The sequence below is a fragment of the Mangrovicoccus ximenensis genome (assembly GCF_003056725.1).
GTDB lineage: Bacteria > Pseudomonadota > Alphaproteobacteria > Rhodobacterales > Rhodobacteraceae > Mangrovicoccus > Mangrovicoccus ximenensis.
Window position 1 is genome coordinate 249768 of record NZ_QBKZ01000016.1, and the last position, 22861, is coordinate 272628.

The 22861-nt window shown below is 68.0% G+C and carries 18 protein-coding genes, 1 tRNA gene and 8 pseudogenes; 16 read left to right on the forward strand and 11 right to left on the reverse strand.

The features are described 5' to 3' along the window. The first annotated feature begins 118 nt into the window (after window positions 1-118). Together C7T91_RS21445 and C7T91_RS21450 are read left to right on the forward strand one after the other, a co-directional pair. Window positions 119-1585 carry an AMP nucleosidase gene (locus tag C7T91_RS21445; protein ID WP_108261037.1) on the forward strand — a complete coding sequence of 489 codons (1467 nt, stop codon included), beginning with the start codon at window positions 119-121 and terminating at the stop codon, window positions 1583-1585. 203 nt (window positions 1586-1788) lie between these two features. After that, on the forward strand, window positions 1789-2079 hold the full coding sequence (locus tag C7T91_RS21450) for an HU family DNA-binding protein (protein ID WP_108261039.1): 291 nt from the start codon (window positions 1789-1791) through the stop codon (window positions 2077-2079). A 48-nt stretch (window positions 2080-2127) separates the two neighbouring features. On the opposite strand, the gene C7T91_RS21455 is transcribed toward C7T91_RS21450, so the two are convergent. After that, entirely contained in the window at window positions 2128-2988 is an 861-nt protein-coding gene (locus C7T91_RS21455) for an N-formylglutamate amidohydrolase (protein ID WP_108261041.1), read from the reverse strand. A 169-nt stretch (window positions 2989-3157) separates the two neighbouring features. Between C7T91_RS21455 and C7T91_RS21460 the strand changes: the two genes are divergently transcribed. The 5 genes from C7T91_RS21460 (at window position 3158) to C7T91_RS21480 (ending at window position 4826) form a co-directional block, all read left to right on the forward strand. Continuing rightward, window positions 3158-3232, forward strand: a tRNA-Val gene (locus C7T91_RS21460). A gap of 84 nt (window positions 3233-3316) precedes the next feature. Next, window positions 3317-3442 (forward strand): type B 50S ribosomal protein L36, encoded by a 126-nt coding sequence (gene ykgO, locus C7T91_RS21465; RefSeq protein ID WP_010141322.1) that lies wholly within the window; start codon window positions 3317-3319, stop codon window positions 3440-3442. A 175-nt stretch (window positions 3443-3617) separates the two neighbouring features. After that, a complete protein-coding gene (locus C7T91_RS21470) occupies window positions 3618-4001 on the forward strand; it encodes an NADH:ubiquinone oxidoreductase subunit NDUFA12 (RefSeq protein ID WP_108261043.1) in 384 nt (127 codons plus the stop codon). Between the two features lie 10 nt (window positions 4002-4011). Continuing rightward, complete coding sequence (mlaD, locus tag C7T91_RS21475; protein WP_108261045.1) at window positions 4012-4455, forward strand: outer membrane lipid asymmetry maintenance protein MlaD; 444 nt, start codon at window positions 4012-4014, stop codon at window positions 4453-4455. Beyond that, window positions 4452-4826, forward strand: a complete 375-nt coding sequence (locus C7T91_RS21480; RefSeq protein ID WP_108261047.1) for a DUF2155 domain-containing protein — start codon at window positions 4452-4454, stop codon at window positions 4824-4826. The genes mlaD and C7T91_RS21480 overlap by 4 nt, the downstream gene beginning before the upstream one ends. On the opposite strand, the gene aat is transcribed toward C7T91_RS21480, so the two are convergent. The 3 genes from aat to C7T91_RS21495 all read right to left on the reverse strand — a co-directional run bounded on the left by aat (window position 4790) and on the right by C7T91_RS21495 (window position 7029). Further along, window positions 4790-5434 carry a leucyl/phenylalanyl-tRNA--protein transferase gene (gene aat / locus C7T91_RS21485; protein WP_108261049.1) on the reverse strand — a complete coding sequence of 215 codons (645 nt, stop codon included), beginning with the start codon at window positions 5432-5434 and terminating at the stop codon, window positions 4790-4792. The two genes, C7T91_RS21480 and aat, sit on opposite strands and share 37 nt — an antisense overlap. Window positions 5435-5522: 88 nt before the next feature. After that, window positions 5523-6638: a thymidine phosphorylase gene (locus tag C7T91_RS21490; RefSeq protein WP_108261051.1), complete on the reverse strand. Its 1116-nt coding sequence runs from the start codon at window positions 6636-6638 to the stop codon at window positions 5523-5525. A gap of 4 nt (window positions 6639-6642) precedes the next feature. Beyond that, entirely contained in the window at window positions 6643-7029 is a 387-nt protein-coding gene (locus C7T91_RS21495; protein ID WP_108261053.1) for a cytidine deaminase, read from the reverse strand. A 191-nt stretch (window positions 7030-7220) separates the two neighbouring features. On the opposite strand from C7T91_RS21495, the gene C7T91_RS21500 reads away from it, so the two are divergent. Continuing rightward, window positions 7221-9506, forward strand: a complete 2286-nt coding sequence (locus tag C7T91_RS21500; protein WP_108261055.1) for an NADP-dependent malic enzyme — start codon at window positions 7221-7223, stop codon at window positions 9504-9506. Between the two features lie 548 nt (window positions 9507-10054). Further along, a pseudogene (locus tag C7T91_RS36490) lies at window positions 10055-11244 on the forward strand (autotransporter outer membrane beta-barrel domain-containing protein). Window positions 11245-11709: 465 nt separating this feature from the next. Here the strand turns inward: C7T91_RS36490 and C7T91_RS21515 are convergent. Continuing rightward, window positions 11710-12057 (reverse strand): hypothetical protein, encoded by a 348-nt coding sequence (locus tag C7T91_RS21515; protein ID WP_108261061.1) that lies wholly within the window; start codon window positions 12055-12057, stop codon window positions 11710-11712. Window positions 12058-12157: 100 nt separating this feature from the next. Here C7T91_RS21515 and C7T91_RS36495 point away from each other — a divergent pair. Beyond that, a pseudogene (locus C7T91_RS36495) lies at window positions 12158-12298 on the forward strand (LysR family transcriptional regulator); the annotation flags it as partial. Between the two features lie 82 nt (window positions 12299-12380). On the opposite strand, the pseudogene mobB reads toward C7T91_RS36495, so the two are convergent. The 4 pseudogenes from mobB to C7T91_RS21545 all read right to left on the reverse strand — a co-directional run. Further along, window positions 12381-12626: pseudogene (mobB, locus tag C7T91_RS21525) on the reverse strand (molybdopterin-guanine dinucleotide biosynthesis protein B); the annotation flags it as partial. Further along, window positions 12623-12847 (reverse strand): annotated as a pseudogene (locus C7T91_RS21530) (molybdenum cofactor guanylyltransferase MobA); the annotation flags it as partial. The pseudogenes mobB and C7T91_RS21530, both read right to left, overlap by 4 nt. Window positions 12848-13524: 677 nt before the next feature. After that, a pseudogene (locus C7T91_RS21540) lies at window positions 13525-15558 on the reverse strand (efflux RND transporter permease subunit); the annotation flags it as partial. Between the two features lie 155 nt (window positions 15559-15713). Then, a pseudogene (locus C7T91_RS21545) lies at window positions 15714-15995 on the reverse strand (RlmI/RlmK family 23S rRNA methyltransferase); the annotation flags it as partial. A gap of 2 nt (window positions 15996-15997) precedes the next feature. Between C7T91_RS21545 and C7T91_RS21550 the strand changes: the two are divergent. The 4 genes and pseudogenes from C7T91_RS21550 to C7T91_RS32810 all read left to right on the forward strand — a co-directional run. Next, window positions 15998-16641, forward strand: a pseudogene (locus tag C7T91_RS21550) (class I SAM-dependent methyltransferase); the annotation flags it as partial. Further along, window positions 16620-17060, forward strand: a pseudogene (locus C7T91_RS21555) (MazG nucleotide pyrophosphohydrolase domain-containing protein); the annotation flags it as partial. The pseudogenes C7T91_RS21550 and C7T91_RS21555, both read left to right, overlap by 22 nt. A 72-nt stretch (window positions 17061-17132) precedes the next feature. Further along, entirely contained in the window at window positions 17133-18137 is a 1005-nt protein-coding gene (locus tag C7T91_RS21560) for a Fe(3+) ABC transporter substrate-binding protein (protein ID WP_108261067.1), read from the forward strand. Between the two features lie 112 nt (window positions 18138-18249). Further along, on the forward strand, window positions 18250-18939 hold the full coding sequence (locus C7T91_RS32810) for a hypothetical protein (RefSeq protein ID WP_161556042.1): 690 nt from the start codon (window positions 18250-18252) through the stop codon (window positions 18937-18939). 29 nt (window positions 18940-18968) lie between these two features. Here the strand turns inward: C7T91_RS32810 and C7T91_RS21570 are convergent, their stop codons facing one another. Further along, window positions 18969-19472 (reverse strand): FCD domain-containing protein, encoded by a 504-nt coding sequence (locus C7T91_RS21570; RefSeq protein ID WP_108261069.1) that lies wholly within the window; start codon window positions 19470-19472, stop codon window positions 18969-18971. 130 nt (window positions 19473-19602) lie between these two features. On the opposite strand from C7T91_RS21570, the gene C7T91_RS21575 reads away from it, so the two are divergent. Next, entirely contained in the window at window positions 19603-20766 is a 1164-nt protein-coding gene (locus C7T91_RS21575) for an S-(hydroxymethyl)glutathione dehydrogenase/class III alcohol dehydrogenase (RefSeq protein WP_108261071.1), read from the forward strand. Between the two features lie 65 nt (window positions 20767-20831). Here the strand turns inward: C7T91_RS21575 and C7T91_RS21580 are convergent, their stop codons facing one another. Further along, on the reverse strand, window positions 20832-22193 hold the full coding sequence (locus C7T91_RS21580; RefSeq protein ID WP_108261073.1) for an autotransporter outer membrane beta-barrel domain-containing protein: 1362 nt from the start codon (window positions 22191-22193) through the stop codon (window positions 20832-20834). 385 nt (window positions 22194-22578) lie between these two features. Here C7T91_RS21580 and C7T91_RS21585 point away from each other — a divergent pair, with 385 nt between their 5' ends. Beyond that, window positions 22579-22836, forward strand: coding sequence for a hypothetical protein (locus C7T91_RS21585; RefSeq protein ID WP_145962973.1), 258 nt, complete (start codon window positions 22579-22581; stop codon window positions 22834-22836). Window positions 22837-22861 lie beyond the last annotated feature (25 nt).

The following is a 22861-nucleotide window of genomic DNA, read 5'->3' on the forward strand; positions in this document are numbered from 1 at the left end:
CCTCTGCTGGCCCGGCCCTGCCTGCGGCGCGCCGTCATGGGCTTATCCCTTGTCACTTCAGCAGGCCCTGTGCCAGCCTGATCCCAGGCCGGCGACATCCGCCGCGACAGGAGACCCGATGACCCAGACCCTGCCCCTCGAGACGCCGACCGACCGGCCGCACCGCACCTTTTCCGATGCCGCCGAGGCCGTCGCCTGCCTCAGGGACCTCTATGACGAAGCCCGGGATTTCCTCCGGGACCGCTTCGCCGCTGCCGTCGCCGGCGGCACGCAAGGCACCCGGTACCGCGCCTACTATCCCGAAGTCCGCGCGGTGATGACCAGCTACGCCTCGGCCGACAGCCGGCTGAGCTTCGGCCATGTGACCGAGCCCGGGCGCTATGCCACCACGATCACCCGCCCCGACCTGTTCGAGGGCTACCTGACCCAGCAAATCGGCCTGTTGCTGCGCAACCACGGCATTCCGGTGCAGGTCGGCTGGTCGTCGACGCCGATGCCGATCCATTTCGCCGCCGCCGGACAGAAAGTGCCGCAGGAAGGCGCGCTGGAATTCCCGCTGCGCGACATGTTCGACGTGCCGGACCTGGCCACGACCAATGACGACATCGTCAACGGCTATGCGGTGACGATGGAGGACGGCTCGATTCCCTTCGCGCCCTTCACCGCGCAGCGCATCGACTATTCGCTGGCCAGGCTCGCGCATTACACCGCCACCGACCCGGCGCATTTCCAGAACCACGTGCTGTTCACCAACTACCAGTTCTATGTCGAGGAGTTCGAGGCGATCGCCCGCAAGGCGCTGGCCGATCCGGACTCGGGCTACACATCCTTCGTCGGGCCGGGCAATTCCGAGATCACCGATCCCGAGGGCGCGCTTATGCGGCTCTCGAAGATGCCGCAGATGCCGACCTACCACCTCAAGCGCGAGGGACAGGCCGGAATCACGCTGGTCAATATCGGCGTCGGCCCGTCGAACGCGAAGACCGCGACCGACCATATCGCCGTGCTGCGCCCGCATGCCTGGATCATGGTCGGCCATTGCGCGGGGCTCCGGAATTCGCAGCGGCTGGGCGATTTCGTGCTGGCCCACGCCTATCTGCGCGAGGACCACGTGCTGGACGACGACCTGCCGGTCTGGGTTCCGATCCCGGCGCTCGCGGAGATCCAGACCTCGCTGGAGCAGGCGGTCGAGGAAATCACCGAGCTGAAGGATTTCGAGCTGAAGCGGATCATGCGCACCGGCACGGTGGCGACGATCGACAACCGCAACTGGGAGCTGCGCGACCAGTCCGGCCCGGTCTCGCGGCTCAGCCAGTGCCGCGCGGTGGCGCTCGACATGGAATCGGCCACGATCGCCGCCAACGGGTTCCGCTTCCGGGTGCCCTACGGCACGCTGCTCTGCGTGTCGGACAAGCCGCTGCATGGCGAGCTGAAGCTGCCCGGCATGGCCTCGGACTTCTACAACACCCAGGTTTCGCGGCATCTCAGGATCGGGATCCGGGCGATGGAAATCCTGCGCGACATGCCTCTGGAGCGAATCCATTCGCGCAAACTGCGCAGCTTCAACGAAACGGCCTTCCTCTGAGGGCTGCGCGACCGGTGCAGAAATGCAACAGGATTGCACCGCAATCCGGCCCCGAAGCCCCCCTCAGGGGGCCCGGAGCACAATTTCTGTGGGCAAATCCGCTGATCGGGGCGAAATCCTCCGCAAAGCGATTGAGTAGCCGATTCCCTTAGTTTTAAGGTGGGCGACAAACCAAGAACCTTACAGGCACAAGGAACAACACAGTGACCAAACCGCTGACCAAGACCCAGCTCGTGGCTGCCGTGGCCGAGGCGATGGAAACCGACAAGAAGACCGCAACGGCTGCGCTGGACGCAATCGCGGACATCATCACCTCGGAAGTCGCCAAGGGCGGCGCCGTGACCCTGCCGGGCGTCGGCAAGATTTTCTGCCGCGAGCGCCCCGAGCGCATGGTCCGCAACCCGGCCACCGGCGAGCAGATCAAGAAAGACGCCGACCGCCAGGTGAAGGTCACCATCGCGAAGGCCCTGAAAGACGTCGTCAACGCCGCCTGACCCCGGGCCTGACACGCGCGCCGCGGCCCCCGGAGGGGCCCGGCATCCCTACTCTGCCGCCAGCGGCATCTGAGGCCGGGCCAGCCCCGCCACCTCGGCGATCAGCCGCGACATCACCCTCTTCATCCGCGCGAAGCCCTCATGCGGCACCAGCGTCCGCTCGTCCATGTAGAGCGACCGGTCCAGTTCGACCTGCACGACGCTCTGCAGCGAGGACGGACGGCCATAGCGCTGCGAGATGTATGCCCCGGCAAAGGGCGTGTTGCGCGCCACCGCCAGCCCCTCCGATTCGAACACCGCCTCGATCGCCGCCGTGACATCCGGATCGGACGAGGCGCCGAAGCGGTCGCCGAGCACGACATCGGGCAGCCGGTCCATCGACATGCAGTGATGTTCGATCGCCTCGTGCGGCATCGAATGGCAATCCACCAGAATCACCCGCCCGAATCTGTCCCTCTGGCTGCCCAGCAGGTCCTGCAGCGCCGCGTGATAGGGGTGCCAGTGCTCGGCCAGGCGATTCTGCACGTCTTCCAGCGGCAGCTTTCCGCGGTAGATCGCGCGCCCGCCGGCCACGACGCGGGGAATCACGCCCAGCCCGGAGGTCACGCGCGGATTGTGCGCCTGCCGCCGGACCCCGTGAATCAGTGCCGGATCCAGTTCGTCGGCGGCGCGGTTCAGGTCGACATAGGCGCGCGGGGTGCGTGCGGTCAGCAAAGGCACCCCGAGTCGCGGCGCATCGCCGATCAGCTTGTCGACAAAGGCGTCTTCGGACGATCTCAGCGTGTGCGGATCAAGCACGGAAGCCGCCAGGAAGGCCTCGCCATAGCCGCGTCCGGAGTGGGGGGAAGCGAAAATCGCGCCCGAGAGCAGCGTTTCCGGCATGTACAGGTCGAAATGGGGCGTCTGCATCGGCTCTCCTCAGGCTTTCCTTATAGTCAGATTCTTTTCTTTGCCGAAAGGGCTTGCACCCCCCCGCGACTCTGTCTAGAAGCCCCCCACCGACGCGATGCAGCAGCGGAACGGAACGGACGGCAAGGCCGGACAGACCGGGAAGCGGACAGCAAAGCGTAAGGCAAGTGGGCGGTTAGCTCAGCGGTAGAGCACTACGTTGACATCGTAGGGGTCACAAGTTCGAACCTTGTACCGCCCACCATAGCCTTATCGGGAAACGGGCCGCCGCAAGGCGGCCTTTGGCTTCAACCAGGCGCGGACGCGCCGCGAAATGAGGAGACAGGCCATGAAGGTCCGGAACTCGCTCCGCTCGCTGAAGCAGCGTCATCGCGACTGCCGCGTTGTGCGCCGCAAAGGCCGGGTGTACGTGATCAACAAGACCCAGCGTCGTTTCAAAGCACGCCAGGGCTGATCGCATCAGCATCACTACGTCGAAGCCGCCCTTGGGCGGCTTTTTCGTTTTCCGAAACCGTTTTGCGTCACATCTTCGGGACAGCTGCGCGACCGGCCGCCACTTGCGACGGCGTGGCACTGGTCATTATAAGGTTGCAGGTCCATATCTGGGCTGTCCGGAAGAAGGGATCCCCATGGCGCTCGTCGACACGCTCAAGCAGGCCGTCACCTGGTGGAACGGCCAGACCCTCGGCACCAAGATCTTCACCAGCCGCCACGGCCGCAAGGTCGGCGAGGACGCGCAGGGCAACATCTTCTACCAATCCGAGGACGGCAAGCGCCGCTGGGTCATCTACAACGGCGAGGCCGAGGCCAGCCGCGTGTCGCCCGACTGGCACGGATGGCTGCACCACACCTGGGACGAACCGCCCCCCGACCGCCCGCTGGCCCACAAGCCCTGGGAAAAGCCGCATACCGAGAACCTGACCGGCACGGTCATGGCCTACGCGCCTGCGGGCTCGATCCGCCAGCCCGCCCCTGCCGCCCGCAGCGACTACGACGCCTGGTCGCCCGAATAAGGGAATACCCATGTCCGAGAATGCCACCGAAGTCGCCGTCGGCGGAGCCGTGCTTGCGGTCGCCGCCGCCTTCCTGTTCTACGCGCTCAGCTCGACCGGAGGCATGTCGAGCAGCAGCGGCTATCCGCTGACCGCCAGCTTCCGCTCGGCGGAGGGAATCGGCGTCGGCACCGATGTCCGCATGGCCGGCGTCAAGGTCGGCTCGATCACCGGGATGGACCTGAACGCGCAAACCTTCCGCGCCGAAGCCACCGTGCAGATCAACAACGGCATCGAACTGCCCGACGACAGCGCCATCGTGATTTCCTCCGAGGGCCTGCTCGGCGGCAATTTCGTCGAGATCCTGCCGGGCGGCTCCGCCTACAACTACGAGGCCGGCGACGAGATCCTCGACACCCAGGGCGCGGTCAGCCTGATCAGCCTGCTGATGAAGTTCGTGGGCGGCAACGAATGATCCTGGCCCGCCTCCTGGCGGCGGCAGTCCTCGCAGCGCTGCCGCTGGCCCTGCCGGCCCAGGAGCGGGTGCCGGTGGAGACCGAGCGCTTCGCCATCCTGCGCGGCCTCGACCGGCTGTCCGGCGAGCTGACGGAATTCCAGGTCCAGGCCGGCGGCAGCGCGGTCTACCGCGACCTCGTCGTGACCGTGGCCGAATGCCGGGTGCCCGCGGACAATCCCTCGGGCGATGCCTATGCCTACATGACGATCCGCGACCGCCGCAGCTCGGACCCGAATTTCGAGGGCTGGATGGTCGCCTCCTCGCCGGCGCTCAACGCGCTCGACCACATGCGCTACGATGTCTGGCTCATCCGCTGCAGCAATTCCTGAGGCGCGGGCACCGGCGCCGCCGCATCGAAGCGCGCGCGCACCGCGAGCGCCCGCGCCAATAGCCGCCGGTAATCGCGGCGCGGGATCTCCTGCGCCCCGAGCGACCGCAGGTGCGGCGTGACGAACTGCGTGTCGAAGAGCTCGAATCCCTGCCCCTTCAGCCGGTCGACCAGATAGGCCAGCGCCAGCTTCGAAGCGTCGGTGCGGCGCGAGAACATGCTTTCGCCGAAAAAGGCGCCGCCGAGGCAGACGCCGTAGACCCCGCCGACCAGCGCATCGCCCGCGCGGATCTCGATCGAATGGCCGAAGCCGAGGCTGTGCAGCTCGCAGTAGAGATCGAAGATCGCGTCATTGATCCAGGTCTCGTCGCGATCGGCGCAGCCCGCGAGCACGCCGGCGAAATCGGTGTCGAAGCTGACCTGGAATTCCGCCCGCCGGATCGTCTTGGCCAGCGAGCGCGAAACATGGAACCCGCCGAGCGGAAGCACCCCGCGGCGGCGCGGATCAACCCAGAAGATTTCCGGGTCGTCGCGGCTCTCGGCCATCGGGAAGACGCCCATCGCATAGGCGCGCAGCAGGATTTCGGGCGTCAGATGCAAGCTGTCCATTGTCACCGCAGGCCTTCGCACCGGGCCTCCGGCCAATCAAGCGCAAAGCTCCGGCAGAGGCCAGAGACATTCTGTCCCCGGCCCTGCGTCAGGCCGCCGTCAGCATGCGGTGTATGTCCTCGGCCGCCGCGCGCCCCTGGGCCACCGCCTCCGCCGTCAGATCGCTGCCGCCGGTGGCGCAGTCGCCGCCCGCCCAGACGCCGGGCTCCGGCAGGTAGGCGCGGAAATCGCCGTCGAGCACGTCGATCGGTCCGCCGAGCTCGGCGACCATATGCGCGAACTTGTCCGCCGCCCGGCCCGAGCTCAGCACCTTCAGCGCGGCGCGCCCGCCCTCCTCGGCCGTGCGGTAGAGCCCGGCAAGCGCAGCCACCTCGCCCGCCAGCGCCAGCGTCATCTTGCACAGCCGCTGCTCGGGCTTCGGATCGGTCAGCACCCGGTGCACCTCGATCAGCTCGACCGCATTGCCGACCGCCGGGCAGACCGGCTGGTTCATGTCGGTGATCAGCGCACGGGTCTTGCAGCCCGCCGCCTTCGCCACCTTCACCAGCCCCTCGGCCAGCGCCTGCGCCTCGTCGCGGCTCTTCATGAAGGCGCCGGTGCCGCCCTTGACGTCGAGCACCAGCATCTCCGCCCCTGCGGCGAGCTTCTTCGACAGGATCGAGGCGATGATCAGCGGCTGGCTGTCGACCGTCGACGTGTGGTCGCGCAGCGCATAGAGCTTGCGGTCGGCGGGCGCGATCTTCGGGCTCGCCGCGACGATGGCGCAGCCGATCCGGCCGGTGATCCGCTTCAGCTTCGCGGTGTCGATCTCGGTGCGCACGCCGCTGAAGGTCTCGAGCTTGTCGAGCGTCCCGCCGGTATGGCCGAGCCCCCGCCCCGACAGCATCGGCACGTAGCAGCCCATCGCCGCCAGCACCGGCGCCAGCACCAGCGAGACGGAGTCCCCGATCCCCCCCGTGGAATGCTTGTCGACCACCGGCCCCGGCAGGTCCCAGTCCAGAACCTCGCCGGAATCGCGCATCGCGCGGGTCAGCGCCGCGGTTTCCCCGTCGCTGAGTCCGCCCTTGCAGACGCCCATGGCAAAGGCCGCCCCCTGCGCGTCGCTGACCTCGCCCGAGGCCAGCCCGGCCGCGAAGCCGCGCAGTTCGGCCTCGCTCAGGGTCTCGCCCTTGCGCAGCTTGGCCAGGACCTGCCGCACCTCCATGCGGTCACTCCATGTCGGAGGACAGGAAGGCGCCCGGCAGCAGCTCGCCCACCGTCGTGACCAGCTCCTCGCCCGCCACCGTGGCCAGCGTCACCGGCGTGCCCGGATCGGCGAATTCGGCAATCTTCTGGCGGCAGCCGCCGCAGGGCGGCACCGGGCGGGGACTGTCGGCGATGACATACACCTCGGCCAGGCGGGTGACCCCGGCCGCGACCATCGCCGCGATCGCCCCTGCCTCGGCGCAGGTGCCTTCGGGATAGGCGGCGTTCTCGACATTGCAGCCGCGGTAGACCGCCCCGTCCGAACCCTTGACCGCCGCGCCGACCTTGAAGCCGGAATAGGGCGCGTAGGCGCGTTCGCGCACGAAGAGGGCTGCATCCCTGAGGCTCATGTCGGTCCTGCTCCACTGCCTGTCGCGGGCCGCGCAGGACCCGCCGCATCCCTCCGACACTGGAACCCTGCGCGCCGGGATGCAAGCCGCGAGGTGCCGATCTGCAAAATTGTACCCTGTTCTTGCACGTCTACTTGACGTAACCACTCCGCAAAACACGCGCCTAAGACCTTTGGGGGATGAACCGCGCCATGACGGACACGAAATCCGAAGATTTCCGCGAACAGTCGCTGGACTACCACGAGAACCCCAAGCCCGGGAAACTTGAAATCCGCGCGACCAAGCCGCTGGCCAACGGCCGCGACCTCGCCCGCGCCTACAGCCCCGGCGTCGCCGAAGCCTGCCTCGAGATCAAGAAGGACGCGGCGAACGCATCGCGCTACACCTCCCGCGGCAACCTCGTCGCGGTCGTCTCGAACGGCACCGCCGTGCTCGGCCTGGGCAATATCGGCGCGCTGGCCTCGAAGCCGGTGATGGAGGGCAAGGCCGTCCTCTTCAAGAAATTCGCCAATATCGACTGCTTCGACATCGAAGTGAACGAGAGCGACCCCGAGAAGCTCGCCGAGATCGTCTGCGCGCTGGAGCCGACCTTCGGCGCGATCAACCTCGAGGACATCAAGGCGCCCGACTGCTTCGTGGTGGAGAAGATCTGCCGCGAGAAGATGAACATCCCCGTCTTCCACGACGACCAGCACGGCACGGCCATCGTGGTGGGCGCGGCGGCAAAGAACGCCCTGCACCTCGCCGGCAAATCCGCCAGCCAGATCAAGGTGGTCTCCACCGGCGGCGGCGCGGCGGGCATCGCCTGCCTCAACATGTTGCTGAAGATGGGCGTCAAGCGCGAGAACGTCTGGCTCTGCGACATCAAGGGGCTGGTCTACAAGGGCCGCAACGAGGAGATGACCGCGCAGAAGGAAGCCTATGCGCAGGACAGCGACCTGCGCACGCTCGATGACGTGATCGAGGGCGCCGACCTGTTCCTCGGCCTCTCCGGCCCCGGCGTTCTGAAACCCGAGATGGTCGCCAAGATGGCCGCGAAGCCGATCATCTTCGCGCTGGCCAACCCGACGCCCGAGATCATGCCCGACGAGGTGCGCAAGGTCGCCCCGGACGCGATCATGGCGACCGGCCGCTCGGATTTCCCGAACCAGGTCAACAACGTCCTGTGCTTCCCCTTCATCTTCCGCGGCGCGCTCGACGTCGGCGCAACCGAGATCAACGACGCCATGCAGCTCGCCTGCATCGACGGCATCGCGGAGCTGGCGCGCAAGACCACCAGCGCCGAGGCGGCCGCCGCCTATTCGGGCGAGCAGCTGACCTTCGGCACCGACTACCTGATCCCGAAACCCTTCGATCCGCGGCTGATCTCGGTCGTGGCCGGCGCCGTGGCCGAGGCCGCGATGGAGTCGGGCGTCGCCGCCCGCCCGCTGCCCTCGATCCAGGCCTACAAGCGCAAGCTCGAAGGCTCGGTGATCCGTTCGGCCTTCCTGATGCGCCCGGTCTTCGAGGCCGCGCGCTCCACCAACCGCAAGATCGTCTTCGCCGAGGGCGAGAGCGAGCGGGTGCTGCGCGCCGCGCAGGCGGTGATCGAGGAGACCACCGAGACGCCGATCCTGGTCGGCCGTCCCGACGTGATCGACGCCCGCTGCAAGCGGCTGGGGATCAACCTGCGCTCGAACGAGAACATCCCGGTCACCAACCCGGAATCCGACGTCCGCTACCGCGACTACTGGAGCGAGTACCTCTCGGTGATGGAGCGCCGCGGCGTCACGCCGTCGATGGCCCAGGCCATCATGCGCACCAACACCACCGCGATCGCCGCCGTCATGGTGCGCCGCGGCGAGGCGGACTCGGTGATCTGCGGCACCTCGGGCCAGTATCTGTGGCACCTGAACTACGTCACCCAGGTGCTCGGCACCGAGACGCTGAAGCCGGTGGGCTCGATGTCGATGATGATCCTCGAGGACGGCCCTCTGTTCATCGCCGACGGCCATGTGAACCCCGATCCGACGCCCGAGCAGATCGCCAAGACCGTGATCGCCTGCGCCCGCCACGTCCGCCGCTTCGGCCTGGAGCCGAAGATCGCGCTGTGTTCCGACAGCCAGTTCGGCAACCTGTCGAACCGATCGGGCGAGGTGATGCGCGGCGCGATGGACATCCTCAACCATGGCTACCGGGACTTCATGTATGACGGCGAGATGCATGTCGATGCCGCGCTCGACCCGCGGGTGCGCGACCGGGTGCTGCAGCATGGCTCGTCGCGGCTGAAGGGCCCGGCCAACGTGCTGGTCTTCTCGTCGACGGATTCCGCGCTGGCGGTGAAGAACGTGCTGAAGGCCCGCGCCAACGGGCTCGAAATCGGGCCGATCCTGATGGGCATGGGCAACCGCGCCCATGTCGTCACCCCGGCGATCACCGCGCGCGGCCTCCTGAACATGGCCGCCATCGCAGGCACGCCGGTCGCCCAATACGGCTGACCCCCGGCCGCCCGGGCGCAACCGCGTCCGGGCGGCGGATTTCCCGGCGGGGCTCCGCGCGATGGCCGCATAGTGAATATCACCCCAGTCCGGGATCCGGGGGCAAGGTCACACCGCAATCTGGTGCAGGGAGCGGTCTCGCAGGTGGCTTCTGGCGCCAATGTCACGCTGACCAACGGAACCGGGCTCTCCGCCGGTCTGCACAGCCTGTCGAATGCCGGGCGAGCAGCGCTGCAGACGGCCCATGCCAAAGGCCATGCGGCCGGGCTGACGGTCGGGATGGAGGAAATGGACTTGGTCTTCGACATGGTCCGCCGCCATGCCTCGGGCGGCACGGGCCTGTTCGACGCTGCCCCGGTCGCCGTCGCCCGCGCCTTCGCAGCGCCCGATCCTGACGGCGAGGCTGCAAGCGAGCGGGCCTGGATCGACATGGCCCATGCCTGGGGCAGCATCGATGGCAAGGGCGATCTCGGCGGCTACCGCTATGCGCTTTCGGGGCTTGCCGCGGGCTACGACCTGCTGCAGCGCACGCACGCCACGGCGGGGGTCTGGCTCGGCTTCGGCGCTCCGCGCTCGACGGCCATGACAGCACCCGCCACCGGCTCGACGCCGACAGCCTCCACCTCGGCGCCTACGGCCAGATCCGGCGCGGCGGCGGATGGAGCTTCAGCGGCGCGGCGGCAGTGATGCAGGCGCGGATTTCCTCGGGGCGGGACGTCCCGGATGTCGGTGCCTTCACCGGCGGCACGGCGAAGGCGGATTTCGACGGGCGCGGTTTCTATCTCGGCGGCGTGGCTGCGCGCGAGATCGGCCTCGGCCCGGGACTGAGCCTGACCCCTCGGCGGGCTTGTCCTGGAGCCTGTTCCGGCAGGACGCCTTTTCCGAAAAGGGGGCGCATGACTTCGATTTCGAGGTTGCCGCGGCCGAGCCGCAATCGCTGGTCGCTTCCGCCGGTCTCGATGCCGAACGCCGCTTCGAGACTGCACGCGGCAGCTGGGCGCTGCAGGGGTTGCTGCGCTACCATTACGACGCGATGGCGGACCGCGACGAGGCGCACGAGATCCGCGTCTCCAGCCCGGTCTTCGGCGACTTCACCCAGGTGGGACGCAACTGCGGTCCCGAGGGCTGGACCGCCGGGATCGGCGCAACCGGGCACAGGGGGCCTAGCCAGCTTCGGCCTGGGCTACGCCTTCACCCGCAACAGCAACGGCGAGGAGCAGGGCCTCGGCGCCAATTTCGTGATACGCTGGTAGGCACCGCGCCCGACGCGCCCCGGCCGCACCCCCGGAGGAAGACAATGACGAGACCGGAAATTCTGCTCCCCTTTCTGCTTTGCGCAGCCGGAGCCGCTGCGGACCCGGTCGAGGGCATCCTCGCCGCTGCGCGCGCAGATTGTGCCGGATTCGAGAACGGCGCCTTCGATCCGGGCAGCGCGGTCCGGGAGGTGGATCTCGACGGCATGGATCCGATGGACCGGGTGGTCGACACATCCGCATTCAGCTGCACCTCGATGGCGAGCTTTTCCTGCGGCTCGGGCGGCTGCACGCTTCACGCGGTGATCGGCGCGGAGTCCTGGGACTTCCAGGCGGAGGGCTGGAGGATGATCTCCTGGGACGGCCGCCCGATCCTGCTGATCGCCCGCGACGGCGGCTGGTGCGGCGGCGCCGGATCGCAGCTCTGCTTCGAGGCCGTGACCTGGAGCCAGGGCCAGATGCTGAGCGTGATGCCGAAAGAATGACAGGGCCGCGCGCCTCTGCTGCCAAAAGTGCGAATCATGGCTTCCGAATGTCCGCAGTCAGGATATCCGCTGCAGCGGGGGCACCCTGATCGTCATATCCGGCGAAGTCGCTTTCTGCGCCAAACGCGAAATCTCAGCGGCTGCCGACGGGCAAATGAGCGCGCTCCCCTGCTATTCGGCCACCCATGAATGCTGCGGGAGGGGTTGAGCGGCTGCTCCAGGAAGGGCCGCAGCGCAGCGGCGCTGCATTTTGAATGACCGGATTGGGGAGCGGATGCGCGGCGGCTCCTTGCCTGGCAGCGCCTGTCTGCCACCGGCGGCTTTCTGCGCTCTTCGCAAGTAGGGGCGGCCACGATGAGCGGCCGGACTTGATCGGCGCGACCTAGTTCGACAGCTAGACGCGTAAGTGGCTGATAGGCCGCGCGGAAGGGGCGGGGCCGGGAGGCCCCCTGCCCGGAAATGCGTTCAGCTGGCGCGGCCGCGCCAATCCGCGGGGGCGGCGGTGACATGCACCTGCGATCCGCTGCGCGCGATGCCGTAGAGCTCGCCGGGATGGCCGGGCAGGGCGAAGCGCAGGGCATCGCCATCCTTCATTTCCATCATCAGCCGCCCCGGCTGGGCGCCATCGGCCTTGGCGAGGTAGGTGGCGATGACGGTATAGGCGCCGCCCTCCGCTTCGGTGAAATAGACCGACATGTCGGTCGCTGCGCCCGACACCGTGCCGCCGGCGAAGGGGGCGGTCAGCGTGATCTCGGCGGCCTGCGTCGCAAGCGGCGCCATGGCGAGGGCGAAGGCAAATGCGCCGGCAGTCATTTCGGGTCTCCTCGTGTCCTGTGTTCCGTTTCCCGATGGACATGTCGGCATCGGGCGGGCAAAACTCAAATCGATCCTTGATATGACGAGCATAAGCCAAATGGATTTGAACGGCCGCGATCTGGCGCTCCTGGCGTCGCTCGACGTGCTCCTGTCCGAGCGCAGCGTCACCCGCGCGGCGAAGCGGCTGGGGATCAGCCAGCCCGCCATGTCGGCGCAGCTGGCGCGGCTGCGCGATCTCTTCGGCGACGAGCTTCTGTCCGGGAACGCGCATGGCATGGCGCTGACGCCGCGCGCCGAGGCGATGCAGGCCGGGCTCGGGGCGGCTCGGGCGCATCGCGCAGCTCGTGCATCAGCGCCCAGCGATGCGGCGTGGCCAGCAGCACCTCGCGAGCGCCGGCCACGCGGTGGCGGTGGCTGTCGCGGCCGGGCTCGTCGATATCCGCGTCGTGATGGGCATGCTTGACGGTCGAGACCGCGAAGCCGCGGCCGGTGATTTCCGTGACCAGACGCTCCATCAGCCCGGTCTTGCCGGAATTCTTGGTTCCGGTGACGCCGTAGATCCTCACGAGGCAAGCTCCCGCGCCCGGTCGAGATCTTCGGGCGTGTTGACGTTGAAGAACGGGTCCCAGGGCTCGGACGGGAAGACCGCCTCGCCCGCGCCGTGCCGGTCGGTCCAGAGCACGACCTTGCGCAGCCCGTGCTCGAGCGCCGCGCGCAGGTCATGGCGCAGCGCGACCGGCCAGAGGCCGAAGGTGGGGTGGCGGTTGAGCTTGCCGCCGGATTTCAGCGTGACGCCCGGCTCGCGCATGAGTTTTTCGTTGGAAACGGGATTTTTTTATATAATGTTAGATAGAAGAATTTTTAGTAATTTTTTTGTGTTGTGTGTATTTAATTTATAGAGTTGAATGATTTTTTATATAGAGTAGATTTGAAATATTTTTTTTGTGGAGTGGAGATTTTAGTCGTTTTGAGGTTAATGGTAGAATAGGAAATATTTTTTTATAGAAATTAGATAGAATGATTTTTAGAAATTTTTTTGTGATGTGTGTGTTTAATTTATAGAGTTTAATTTTTTTTTTTATAGAGTAGTTAGGAAATATTTTGTTTGTAAAGTTTGTAAGTGGATATTTAGATTTTTTTGAGGTTTTCGTTGGAAACCCGTCCGCAGGCCGCGGCGGCGGGTCCTGCGAGGACGCGCTGGCCGGGAGCGTCACCGGCCTCTTCAAGGCTGGGGCCATCGAGCAGTCCGGGCCTTGGAAGACCGTGCAGGACGCCGCGCGGGAGACCATGCACCGGGGGGATTGGCACGACAGCGGGCGCCTCCCCGGATCGGTCGGGGACATTCCGCCGGCCGAGGCCGAACGCCGGCATCTTGACCGGATGCAGCCGATGGACAAGCTCGCATGACGCGTGGAACGAAATGCCACCCGGGCAAGCCGGGGCGGGTCAGCCGGCAGTCGCCGCTCACGTACTGAACTCCGCGGTCGGAGTGGCAGATCTGCCCCGGCGCCGGCCGCCGCGTGACCTTTCCCCTGGCTCCCGGACTGGGAGTTGAATTGCCTGGCGCAATCGCCATGTCCCGCCCTTTGCATGTCGTAGTTCTGGATGGGCTTGCGTCCGGCATTTGGCCGGGCTCCGAACATGGAGGCCGGAGTGCCGTCCGCCGCTGCGGCGCGCGGTCCAGCGCAGCAGCGCCAGCGCATAGTCATTGGCCCAGACCCGTGCCGCCAGCATGGCGGGGGTGAAGACCAGCGTCAGCGCCGTGGCGATGCCCAGCCCGAAGACAACCGCCGTGGCGAGCTGCTTCCACCAGAGCGCGGTCGGGCTGTCGATCGTCGCGCCGCCGCCGGCGAAATCGAGGCTGAGCCCCGCCATCATCGGCATCAGGCCGGCCATGGTGGTCAGCGTGGTCAGCAGCACCGGGCGGATGCGCGCCTCGGCGGTGCGGATGATCGCTTCGATCCGCGGCATGTAGCGGCTGTATTCCTGGTAGGTGTCGATCAGCACGATGTTGTTGTTCACCACGATCCCCGCCAGCGCCACCACGCCGGTGCCGGTCATGATGAAGCTGAAGGGCTGCTGCATCGCCAGCATGCCGATCAGCACCCCCGTGGTCGAGAGCACCACCGCCAGAAGCACCAGCACCGCGTTGTAGAGGCTGTTGAACTGCGCCAGCAGGATGATGAACATCAGGAACAGCGCCGCGAGGAAGGCCTTGCCGAGGAAGTCCTGGGTCTCCTGCTGGTCCTCCTGGTCGCCGGTCCAGTCCCAGGTGACGCCGGCGGGCAGCGGCGCGGTTCCGAGCCAGTCGGTCAGCTTGGCGATCCGTTCATTGGCGGTCAGCGGCTGGCCCGCCTCGTTGAGCATGCCCGGCAGGATGTCGGCCTTGACGTCGTAATAGCGCTTCTGGTCGATCCGGTCGATCTGGTCGAGCCGCGGCACCGGGCGGATCGAGATGAAATTGGTCAGCGGCACCAGCCCCGAGGGCGTGCGCAGCTTCAGCGTCTCCAGCGTCGACAGCAGGCGGTACTCCTCGGGCAGCCGCGTGCGGATGTCGATCTCCTCGTCGGAGCTGTCGACGCGCATCGTGCCCTGCAGGATGCCGCGGGTGACGAGCTGGACCATGCCGCCCACCGTCGCCACATCCGTGCCGTAGCGCCCGGCAGCCTCGACATCGACGTCGATCTCCCAGTCGATGCCGGGCAGGGGCAGCGTGTCCTCGATCGCCGTGAGCCCGGCCATGCCTTCCATCTGCGCCCGTGCCGTCTGCGCGGCCTCGGCCAGCGCTCCGAAGTCATTGCCGATCAGCCGCAGATGCACCGGCTTGCCCTCGCCGGGGCCCTGGGCCAGCTCGGAGACCTCGGTGAAGATGCCGGGGATGCCCGCCAGCCGGTCCTCGATCCGGGCGAGCACGGCGTTGCCGTCGTAATAGGGGTCCGAGACCTCGCGCAGCAACAGGCCCTGCCACCACGGCCCGTCGAAGGGCAGGGTCGGGCGCTGGTCCCATTGCAGCGTCTCGAACTGGACCTGGCCGATCGTGTCGCGCGGCCCGCCGCCGCCGCCGCGGTCGGAATTCAGCCCGCCTTCGCCCGCGAAGGAGAAGGCCGAGGCGACGCCCTCGGTGGCCAGCACCTCGCGCTCGACCCGGCGCACCAAGGCGTCCTTCTCGGCGATCGACAGGTTGCCGCGGGCGCGGACATAGACGATCGCCTGTTCCGGCTCGGTCTCGACGAAGAATTCGGTGCCGTAGTTGCGCTGGCCGTAGACGAACATCACGGTGGCCACGAAGGTCCCGACGGCGGCGATGGCGACGAGCGGCACCAGCGGCGTGTCGACCACGCCTGCAATGAACCGGCCGAAGGGGCTGCGGCGGTAGCCTGGCTGGAGCCGCCCTTCGCCCGGCGGGCGGCGCAGCGATCCGGCGGTCATGGCGATGGCCGAGAGCCCGGCGGCGAGAAGCAGCGCGAAACGCGCCGCCAGCGCCCGCGCCTCGGCCTCGACCAGACCGGCCGGGGTTTCGCGCGCAGCCGCATTGGTCCATTCGAAGGCGATGCGCGGCGACCACAGGGGCGTGAACACCCCCGCCGCCGCCGCGTCCAGAAGGAGGCCGCGGGTCAGCGTCGGGAAGAGGACGCAGGCGTCGAGGACCGCCCTCACAGGGGCAGGACGCGGAACACCAGCGCCTTGAGATAGCCCGATTCCGCCAGCTGCGGATGCAGCGGGTGGTCCGGCCCGGCCTCGCCCGTATAGATGAGCTGCACCTGCCGCCCGGCACGGCCGGTGCCGCGCAGGCAGGCATTGCGGAACTTCTCGAGCTGGGCCGCATGCGAGCAGGAGCAGAGCGCCAGATAGCCGCCCTCGGGGGAGACCAGCTTGGCGCCGGCGCGGGCGACTTTCTCGTAGGCGCGCAGACCGGCCTCCAGCGCCTGTTTCGAAGCCCTTCTACCGGCTGATCCATGCCGAGGCCGACGGGCTTCCGGGCGTGGTGATCGACCGGTTCGGCGACACCGCCGTCGTCCAGCCGAACGCCGCCTGGGCCGAGGCGCATCTCGATCTGATGGTCGCGGCGCTGGCCGAGGTGACCGGCGTGGCGAACNGTGCTGAAGAACGCCTCCGGCCGCGCGCGCAGCCTCGAAGGGCTCGATGACGAGAGCAAGGTGCTGCTCGGGACGATCGGCGAGGCGCCGGTGCCGGTCTCGATGAACGGCGCGACCTACATGGCCGATCTGGCCGGCGGGCAGAAGACCGGGCTGTTCTACGACCAGCGCGAGAACCAGGCCTTNCGTGCAGCGGCTGTCGAAAGGCGCCCGCGTGCTCGACGTATTCAGCCATGTCGGCGGCTTCGGGCTGGCGGCGCTTGCCGGCGGCGCAGCCCATGTGACCTGCGTCGATGCCTCTGCTGCCGCGCTGGCGCTGGCCCAGCAGGGCGCCGAGGCGATGGGGCAGGGCGCGGCCGCCTTCGCCACCCGGCAGGGCGACGCTTTCGACGCGATGACCGCGCTCGAGGACGAGGGGCTGCATTTCGACGTGGTGGTCTGCGATCCGCCGGCCTTCGCGCCGCCGCCGAACGCGCGGCGCGCGCCCGGGGCGGCGTGCTCGACGACGTGGCGCTGAACCTGCCGGGGCTGACGCGGGCGGTGAAGCTGCAGAAGCGCGCGGCGCGGGTCGGCTTCGACTGGCCCTCGACCGGCGAGGTTCTGGCGAAGATAGCCGAGGAGACCGCCGAGCTGGTCGAGGCCCGCGACGAATTGAGCCAGGACGAGGTCTTCGAGGAAATGGGCGACCTGCTCTTCGTCATGGCCAACCTCGCGCGCCATCTCGATGTCGAGCCGGAAGAGGCGCTGCGCGCCGCCAATGCGAAATTCACCCGCCGTTTCCGCGCGATAGAGGCCGAGCTGGCGGCACGCGGCAAGCGGCCCGAGGACTCGGACCTGGCCGAGATGGACGCGATCTGGGACGCGGCGAAGGCGGCGGAAAAGGCGGCGGCGAAATCCAAGTGAAACGCTCGGGCTATTGACCGACTGTTTTAGTCATGTTCTACTCCCGGTAGTTTCTGCAACCGGAGTTCCCCCATGCGCCTGACCGCCCTCTCCGCCCTCGCCGCTTCCCTCTTGGGCAGCACTGCCTTGGCCCAGGAGGTGAATGTCTATTCCTACCGCCAGCCCGAGCTGATCGAGCCGATCTTCGACGTCTTCACCGAGGAAACCGGGATCGCCGTCAATGTCGCCTTCCTCAACAAGGGCATGGTGGAACGGCTGCAGGCCGAGGGCGACCGCAGCCCGGCGGATCTGGTCTTCACCGTCGACATCGCGCGGCTGGCGGAAATCGTCGAGGCGGGCGTGATCCAGCCGGTCGAGTCCGAGGTCCTGACCGCCGACATCCCGGCCGAGTTCCGCGATCCGGAAAACCGCTGGTTCGCCGTCACCAGCCGCGCCCGCGTGGTCTATGCCTCGAAGGAACGCGTCGCGGATGGCGACATCACCACCTACGAGGACCTGGCCGATCCCAAGTGGAAGGGCCGGATCTGCACCCGCTCGGGCACGCATGAATACAATGTCGCGCTCGCGGGCGCCTACATGCTGCATCACGGCGAAGAAGCCACCCGCGACTGGCTCGAAGGCCTGAAGGCCAACCTCGCGCGCAAGCCGCAGGGCAACGACCGCGCCCAGGTCAAGGCGATCTGGTCGGGCGAATGCGACATCTCGCTGGGCAACACCTATTACATGGGCCAGATGGTGGCCGATCCCGAGCAGAAGGAATGGGCCGACAGCGTGCGGCTGCTGTTCCCGGTCTTCGAGGGCGGCGGCAGCCATGTGAACATCTCGGGGATCGCGCTGACCAAGGCCGCGCCGAACAAGGAAAACGCCATCAAGCTGATGGAATTCCTCGCCTCGCCCGAAGGCCAGCAGCTCTATGCCGAGCTGAACAACGAATACCCGATCTCGCCGGACACGCCGCCGTCGGATCTGGTGGCCTCCTGGGGCAGCTTCGAGCCCGACGAACTGCAGCTGATGGATCTGGCCAAGTCGCGCCCGCCGGCGCTGCGGATGATCGAGGAAGTCGATTTCGACGGCTGATCCGGCAAATCCGGGCGGGTATTCCGTGCCCGCCCGGGCTTGCGTGCCATTGCGCACAGAGCCGGGCCGACGCCCGGCCTAGCGTCTCCGCCGTGCAACACCGGAGACCGACATGACCGACACCCATCGCAACCGCCGCCAGGTCCTGCTGTCCGCGCTCGGAGCCGCCGCCGCGGCCGCCCTGCCCGGCGCCCCGCTGCAGCGCGCCCGCGGCGATCCGGCGGCGCAGGATCGAGCCCGGCGCGACGATGCCGACCTGGCCGATCACCTCGTCGAGGCTCCGGGGCCGCAGCGCCGCGGCAAGCGGAACATGGCCCTCGGGCGCAGCCGCATCGAAGAGATCGGTCATGGGAACTCCCGCTTCCGCCGGAGGGGATCCCCGGCTCCGGCCCCTTCCTATGCCGCCCGCGCGGGAAAGCGAAGCCGCCGGATCTCCGCCCGGGCCAGCCATGCGCAGGAAGCATGGCCGATTTGCGTCAGGCGCACTTGTTCCGCAATGCAGCGCCACCCATTTGCATGCTCATGGCACGGCAACGTGCCCGAAAGTTTCCTGGGGCTCCTCCTCCTCCCTGAGCCCGGGATTCTGCGGCAGCCCTCCCTCCTCCTCCCTGAGGGCTGCCGCCTTCTCTCCCCCCTTCCGGACCCCTTGATCGGCCTTTTTTCCTTGCCTTTTTCAGTGTTCCCGTCCCGTTCCGGCTGCGGAACAGGCAGCGCCCGCTTTTCGGGCAGCCCCGTGGGAGGCCTTGCCTGCTTGGCCCGGCGCGGGCTTATCCCCCAAGTCATCCACAGTTTCGGTGGATAAGAGGCCCCGTTAACGGGCACTGCGCCATGTCAGTCCGGCGCGGGCCCGGCGGCCAGATGGGCCGACAGCTTGCAGCCCTCGGACAGGTTGTGATCCTCGGACAGGCGCCCCGCCAGGGCGGCCTCCCCGGCCAGGATCGCCTCGACGATCGGCACATGCTGCGCCCGGATTTCGGCGCCGCCGGAAAGCAGCGCGTCGCTCGAGCGGATATACATCCGGATCTGCTGTTCGATCAGCCGGTACTGCGCCGCCAGCCGGCCATGCCCCGCGGCCGCGACGATCGCCTTGTGCAGCGCGAAATCCGCCTCGGCAATCTCTTCGCCGGTGCCGCCGGCGCAGGCCGCCGACAGGCGGTCCATCGCCGCCTCCAGCGCCGGGATGTCATAGCCTCCGGCATGGCCCCCGGCGGCGAGATGGCGGTTGGCATAGGCCAGCACGCTGAGCGGCCCGGCAGCCTCCAGCGCCTTGAAGCCGGGATGCAGCACGACATGCACGGCGTGGCGGCGGCCTGCATGGGCGGCGGTGTCGGGCATCGGCGGGTCCTTTGCGGCAGCGCTGGCCGGAACCGGGTGTCCGCTGGCCGGATCCGGCCGGTGAACCCGCTACGGGCCGCGCATGTGATACTGTAACACGTCCCTCTAAGCTACCGGAAGGACACACGCAATGAAGACCCGCGCCGCCATCGCCTGGGAACCGAACCGCCCGCTGGAGATCGAGGAGATCGATCTCGAAGGCCCGAAGGACGGAGAGGTCCTGGTCCGCATCGTCACCACCAGCCTCTGCCACACCGACATGTTCACGCTCTCGGGCCGCGATCCCGAGGGGCTGTTCCCGGCCGTGCTCGGCCATGAGGGCGTCGGCATCGTCGAGGAGGTCGGCCGCGGCGTGACCTCGGTGGTGCCCGGCGACCATGTCACCCCGCTCTACACGCCCGAGGACCCGGACTGCCCCTACATCAAGTCGGGCAAGACCAACCTCTGCCAGACCATCCGCGAAACGCAAGGCAGGGGCGTGATGCCCGACGGCACCTCGCGCTTCAGCTACAAGGGGCAGATGATCCACCACTACATGGGCACCTCGACCTTCTCGGAATACACCGTGCTTCCCGAGATCGCGGTGGCGAAGATCTCGAAGGAGGCGCCGCTGGCCAAGGCCTCGGTGATGGGCTGCGCGGTGCCGACCGGCATGGGCGCGGTGCGCAACACCGCCAAGGTGCAGCCCGGCTCGACCGTCGCGGTCTTCGGCCTCGGCGCGGTCGGCATGGCGGTGATCCAGGGCGCGCGGATGGTCGGCGCGGGCCGGATCATCGGCATCGACACCAACCCGGCCAAGTTCGCGCTGGCCCGGTCGCTCGGCGCGACCGACTGCGTCAACCCGGCCGAGTTCGCCCAGCCGATCCAGCAGGTCATCATCGACATGACCAATGGCGGGGCCGATTATTCCTTCGAATGCATCGGCAACGTGAACGTGATGCGCGCGGCGCTGGAATGCTGCCACAAGGGCTGGGGCGAGTGCACGGTGATCGGCGTCGCGGGCGCGGGCGAGGAAATCGCGACACGGCCCTTCCAGCTGGTGACCGGGCGGGTCTGGCGCGGCTCGGCCTTCGGCGGCGTGCTGGGGCGCAGCCAGCTGCCGGGCATGGTCGACGAATGGCTGCGCGGCGATTTCGACGTCGATCCCTACATCACCCACAACATGGGCCACGAGCAGATCAACACCGCCTTCGACCTGCTGCATGCCGGCCGTTCGATCCGCTCGGTGATCCATTTCCGCCCCGGCGAGACCATGCGGCCCGGCACGGTTCCGGGCGAGATCCTGCCCGGCTGAGCGGGACCGCAAAAGGGAGGCCCGGACGACCGGACCTCCCTGCCTCGCCTGTCGGAACCGGCGGTTCAGAACGGGATCGAGACCTTCAGGCTGGCGCCGTAGCGCTCGGTATTCTCCGAGAAGCTGCCGAAGGCCCCGGCATCGACCGACAGTCCCTTGGCCGAGAGCACCTGAAGCCCCAGCGCGACATCGCCGTAGAGCTTGTCGAACTGGCTCGAGGCGGTGATGCGCGGCGCGCCGGAGGGCGAGTCCTCGAAGAGCGAGTCCACCTCGGGCGCGCCGTCGCCGAGGAACTGCGTCACACCGAGCATCAGCGTCGGCCGGAACAGCGTGCCGTCCGTGCCTTGCCATTCCGCGCCGAATTCGACCGCGGGCTGCAGGTTGACATAGGTCTCGGTCGCACCGTCGATTTCGTGGTTGAACCCGTCGGCGCCGGTCTCGCGGACCTTGCCGGTGCGGATCACGTCCACCCCGAGATCGAGCCGCGGCTTGGCGAAGAGATTGCCGCGCTCGAGCAGGTATTCGCCGCGGATCTGCCCCGACAGCGTCCAGAGATCCTGGTCGCCGCGCGCGGTGTCGCCGAGGAAGGTCTCGCGCTCGATGTCGAAGCGGCCGTAGCCCACCGCCAGCGAGGCCGCGACCAGCGCCGGGCCGAATTCGCGCTTGGCCACGCCGCCGAGCTGGAACATGTCGCCGTCGCTCGACATCATGCCGTCCTTCGACATGTTGCGGTTCTCGTAGGAGAAGGCCGCGCCGAAATGCCAGTCATTCCCGGCATCCGCCTGGAGGCCGCCGGCCAGCGAAAAGGTGGTCTCGTCGAAGCCCATGCTGCTGCCGCTGCCCTCCTGGCTGAAGCGCGAGCCGCCGACCAGCATCCAGCTGCACTGGCCCTCGGCGATGAAGCGGTAGGCGTCGCTGCGCTCGGCGCAGCTCATCATCGCATCGCCGAAGCGCAGGCTGGATTGCAGGGCGCTGTTCTGGGTATCCGCATAGATCTCGCCGCTGAGCGACGCGATGGCCTCGCGGTAGGCGTCCGGATCGGCGATGTTGGCCAGCGCATTGCCCTCTTCGCGCGACAGCGACCCGGCCTCGTACATGGTCTGCAGGTGCCGCGTCACCGGCGCATGGCCCGGACGGGCCGCCGCCCGCGCCCCGGCAGAGGCGAAATCGAGCTGGTAGTCCAGCGCGACGGCGCCAGCCGTGCTCCAGTCGAGGCTGTAGGTTGCCGCCACGGTGGACTCCACCGAAAGGCCTTCGTCGGTTACCCCGCCGGTCGCAGTCAGGAACGGACCGGCGCTCTGCGCCCCGGCTGCCGGACCGTCGCCGACATCCATGTTGACCTGCACCTTGCCGCCGAGCGACGCCGTGCCGTCGATTTCCAGAAGGTCGGCGGCCGCGGCCGCGCCCCCCGCCTGGGCCGCGGTCACGCGCAGGAACCGGGAGCGGTGACCGGCCGGGTGCCGGCACGGACGCGTCCCTGTCCCCTGGCTTGGCCCCACGGGCAGGCCCCGGCGGCCTGCCCGGGCAAACGGTGCGGCGTGACCTCCGGATGCCCGCGCGCTCGTTCATCGGCCTTGCGGTCCTTGCGGCTGCCGATTTTGTCCTTTTCGCAGGTCGCAGGTCGCAGGTCGCAGGTCGCAGGNATGCGGGGCTGCCGCTGCGGATATTTCGTGGATAGCGGGCGTCTGGCCGCGTGGCATGGGGCGGCGCCGACCGCTGCTCTCCCCGGGCGATGCCGGGCGCATGGGAGCCGTGTCTCGGCACGGTTGTGCAATGTCGTCCGGGGCGCGGTAGCCTGCGCCGCGGTGCAGCGTGGCCGCCCTCTCCGGCATGCGCGCCGATCCCGGAGGCCCCCTCCCAGGCGCGGCCGCCGTTCTTGTCGATCCGATCGGCATGGCCTGGGCGGTCACGCGGGAAGTGCCGCTGTCGCTGCGCCAGGCGCGGCGCCGCGAGATCTTCGAGACCGTGCTGGCCGACCTGCCCTCGGCCTTCCCGAAAACCCCCGCCAGCGCGGGCGAAAGCGAGGCCGCCCGGCGGCGCCTTGCCGCCTGCCTGGACGCCGCAACCTGACCCAGAGCGCGGACCAACCGTGCCG